The following is a 3,788-nucleotide window of genomic DNA, read 5'->3' as shown; positions in this document are numbered from 1 at the left end:
AAAAGCAATAATTGAAAAGTGTTTATCAAAGTTATTTCCGTAAAATTTTTAGAGCTTTGAAGGCTCAAAATTTTATGGAATAACTTTGTTGGAATAGGTTCACAATATTTTAAAAGATTTACTAACGGTTCTCAGCTATACGCAGGCAGGGATTTTAACCACTGAACTTCCTACGAAGAACTGAACTTCAAATTTACCACTTTCCTGTCTTACGAAGCACGAACCCCCTGCTTGCGTATAGGTGATGTTATGCGGTCGGCTTTCATTTTCTCTTCTTTCTCGTTAATTTGTCAAGCAAAGTTACTAAATTTGCAGTAATGACAAAAAAGAAATTGCCCGTTCGTTTTACGGGTCAGCACTTTACTATTGATAAAGTGCTAATAAAAGATGCAATAAGACAAGCAAATATAAGTAATCAGGATACGGTTTTAGATATTGGGGCAGGCAAGGGGTTTTTTACTGTTCATTTATTAAAAATCGCCAACAATGTTGTTGCTATTGAAAACGACACAGCTTTGGTTGAACATTTACGAAAATTATTTTCTGATGCCCGAAATGTTCAAGTTGTCGGTTGTGATTTTAGGAATTTTGCAGTTCCGAAATTTCCTTTCAAAGTGGTGTCAAATATTCCTTATGGCATTACTTCCGATATTTTCAAAATCCTGATGTTTGAGAGTCTTGGAAATTTTCTGGGAGGTTCCATTATCCTTCAGTTAGAACCTACACAAAAGTTATTTTCGAGGAAGCTTTACAATCCATATACCGTTTTCTATCATACTTTTTTTGATTTGAAACTTGTCTATGAGGTAGGTCCTGAAAGTTTCTTGCCACCGCCAACTGTCAAATCAGCCCTGTTAAACATTAAAAGAAAACACTTATTTTTTGATTTTAAGTTTAAAGCCAAATACTTAGCATTTATTTCCTGTCTGTTAGAGAAACCTGATTTATCTGTAAAAACAGCTTTAAAGTCGATTTTCAGGAAAAGTCAGGTCAGGTCAATTTCGGAAAAATTCGGTTTAAACCTTAATGCTCAAATTGTTTGTTTGTCTCCAAGTCAATGGGTAAACTGTTTTTTGGAAATGCTGGAAGTTGTCCCTGAAAAATTTCATCCTTCGTAGTTCAAAGTCGGGTGGTTGTCAAGATGATTTTTTTGGTTTGGTGTCGTCTTTTAAGCTGCCGCATAACGGGAAACGCATTGGCGAAGTGGCGGATAAATTGAACCGAAAGTTCAATTTAGCAGTGACGTAGCCGATGTGTTTCCACAGAAGCTAAATTATTAAAAAAAAGCTGAATGTGGGACACATTCGGCGGAATAAAAAGCACAAAAGTTGAATTTTGAACTTAACCCGCCATTTTGCCAATGCGATGTTGAACTGAACAAGGGAAATGAGCGGTATCCTGCCAGACAGGATACCGACATTCACGAGGTTTCGATGGTTAGTGCGCCGCATCGGAGCGGGCCTGCTACCAGTCGTCGGTTAGACGACTGGCGACTTCTCGGTGGCAGCCCCACGGAGCCGAAGGAGCACCAGCCCCAACGAAACCAGTACCGCCATCGCCGTGGCGTAACAGATCACGGGCCACGCTGTGTCACCGTTTAAAAGTGCCACCGCCAATGTCCCGACAATGCTGACTATCAGGCTTTGAACGCAGAAGTAGAACGCGACCGCTGATCCCGCGATGTCGTCGAACTCTGCCAAAGCGCCGTTCGCGGTAACGGACACCGTGAAGACAATACCGACCGCGACAACCCACATCGGTAGGATGAAGGTGAGGAATGACGGCGAGCCGTAAAGTTCGCCGATCCCCAACAGGACCGCTCCGCAAACAAGCAACGCCATCCCACGCGCCACGCATCCTGCGATGCCCCATCTGGCGACAAAGGACTTCGCGAAACGGGTTGTCACGATCATTACAAGCGCGACAGTGGCGAAGGCAAAGCTGAATCCGATCTCGGAATATTCCGCTTGGCCTATGAGCACACGGGGAGCCGTCGAGAAGAAGACGAAGTAGGTGCCCATACCGGCGCTAAAGCCGACAGTGTAAACCCAAAAAGCCGGACTCGCGAAGATCGGCAAGACAGATCGGCGCGTCTTGACTTGATCCAGAGGGCGGGTTTCGTGCCACCTGAAACCCGCATTTAGGAGTGCGAGCATCGCCAGTATAGCCAAAGTAATGAATATCGCCTGCCATCCCAAGAACTCGCCGATCAATACTCCGGCGATAGGGCCGAGCGCAGGCACGAACGCCAGCATCGAACTGAAAAGGCTGTAGATGACGACACCCTCAGGACGGTTGGCATAAACGTCGCGAACCGTCGCGAACGTCGCCACCAGCATGGCCGACGCGCCCACTGCTTGAAGTAGACGGAAAGCGACAAAGGCCGGTGCAGTTGAAGACCAAGCTGCTCCCAGAGACGCAATGACGAAAGCCGTTGCGCCCGCAAGTAGAATTGGCCGTCGCCCGATTCTGTCTGAGAGCGGACCAAAAATCACCTGGCCCACGCCGAGCATCACCATATAGAGGCTCAACGTGAGTTGGATCATAGCGGGCGTCGTGTTCAGGATGCCGGGCATCGCTGGAACGACAGGGAGATAAATATCCATCGCCAGTGAAGCGAGGATGTCGAAAGGAGCCATCAGCAGCAGTGCTGCCGGCAGCGTATAGGCCCACGCGGGGCGTTGTTTTTGTTTATCAGTCATTTATGTGTTTTTCTATTCCATCAATAATTGATTTCCAATCATCAACGTGTAATTCGTGTCCTGTACCTTCAAGGGTGATTAGATTTGAACCTTTTATTTTTTCTAGTAAAAAACCTGCATTCTTATAATGCCAAATTTTGTCGTCTGTTCCGTGGATAATTAAGGTGGGTTGTTTGATTTCGTTTAATCTGTTCCAATATTCTTCACCACCACCACCTTGCGATGCAGCGTGATTGAACATACTTATATAATTGTTGGCTCTATTGAACTCAGCTCTTATCAGTTTTTCACTTCTTTGTTTGTCAAATTGTTTCTTGCCACTCATTAATTCTGCACCCTGAATTAAATAGTTTACCACACTGTCTTCATTTGTCCAATTGACTGTACCTGCTTTACTATGGAAATCTAAAATACTCGTGTCCATTTCAGGTATAGTTGGGTCTGAGTCTCCCCAAGGGCCTGATGACATAAGAGTTAAGGAGTTAACTCTGTCGGCAAACTTTATTGATGCTATTTGAGAAATTAGTCCGCCCAAAGAAATCCCCACAAAATGTGCTTTGTCAATCTTGTAGCCATCCAATATTGAAATAGCGTCATTAGTTAAGTCAACAATATCGTATGGAGTAGAACCTGGTTCATAATTAGTGGATTTTCCTACATCTCTGTTGTCGTAACGAATAACAAAAAATCCTTTTTCAGATAATTGTTGGCAAAATTCAGTGTCCCAATACAGCATTGATACGGTTGCACCTGCTACCAAAAGGATTGCTGGATTTTTCTTATTTCCAAAACTTTCCGTACAGAGTTCAATGCCGTTTGTTTTAATTATTTTCTCTTTCATTTCTGTTTTCCTTTGTTTGCAACTGATTATTATCAGTCCTAAAATTAATATCCAAAGTAGTTTTTTTTTCATTTATCAATGTTTAACTGTTATGCTGGTATCTTTCACAATGCCCGCTAACGTTTGGCAAATTGGCGATGGAGCCGACTTTTAGCACAAATGTTGAATAGAATTACTAATCTTCAACATTGCACAAAAGTTCAATAGAAGTACTTCACCGGCTCTATTGCCAATTTGTTTGTTAT

At 43.3% G+C, this 3,788-nt stretch carries 3 protein-coding genes and 1 pseudogene; 1 reads left to right on the top strand and 3 read right to left on the bottom strand.

Features of this window, described 5'->3' with window-relative positions; genetic code table 11:
• The first annotated feature begins 317 nt into the window (after positions 1-317).
• Positions 318-1,118 carry a 23S rRNA (adenine(2058)-N(6))-methyltransferase Erm(F) gene (gene erm(F) / locus H4K33_RS16150; protein ID WP_182650836.1) on the top strand — a complete coding sequence of 267 codons (801 nt, stop codon included), beginning with the start codon at positions 318-320 and terminating at the stop codon, positions 1,116-1,118.
• A gap of 234 nt (positions 1,119-1,352) precedes the next feature.
• Here the strand turns inward: erm(F) and H4K33_RS16645 are convergent.
• The 3 genes and pseudogenes from H4K33_RS16645 to estT all read right to left on the bottom strand — a co-directional run.
• A pseudogene (locus tag H4K33_RS16645) lies at positions 1,353-1,451 on the bottom strand (LysR family transcriptional regulator); the annotation flags it as partial.
• A gap of 27 nt (positions 1,452-1,478) precedes the next feature.
• Positions 1,479-2,702 (bottom strand): chloramphenicol/florfenicol efflux MFS transporter FloR, encoded by a 1,224-nt coding sequence (floR, locus tag H4K33_RS16145; protein ID WP_131540170.1) that lies wholly within the window; start codon positions 2,700-2,702, stop codon positions 1,479-1,481.
• On the bottom strand, positions 2,695-3,615 hold the full coding sequence (gene estT, locus H4K33_RS16140) for a macrolide hydrolase EstT (protein WP_046701559.1): 921 nt from the start codon (positions 3,613-3,615) through the stop codon (positions 2,695-2,697). Before estT ends, floR begins: the two co-directional genes overlap by 8 nt.
• Positions 3,616-3,788: the final 173 nt, after the last annotated feature.

The organism is Myroides sp. WP-1 (assembly GCF_014145635.1).
Classification (GTDB): domain Bacteria; phylum Bacteroidota; class Bacteroidia; order Flavobacteriales; family Flavobacteriaceae; genus Flavobacterium.
This window is presented reverse-complemented; position numbering and strand designations above follow the sequence as displayed.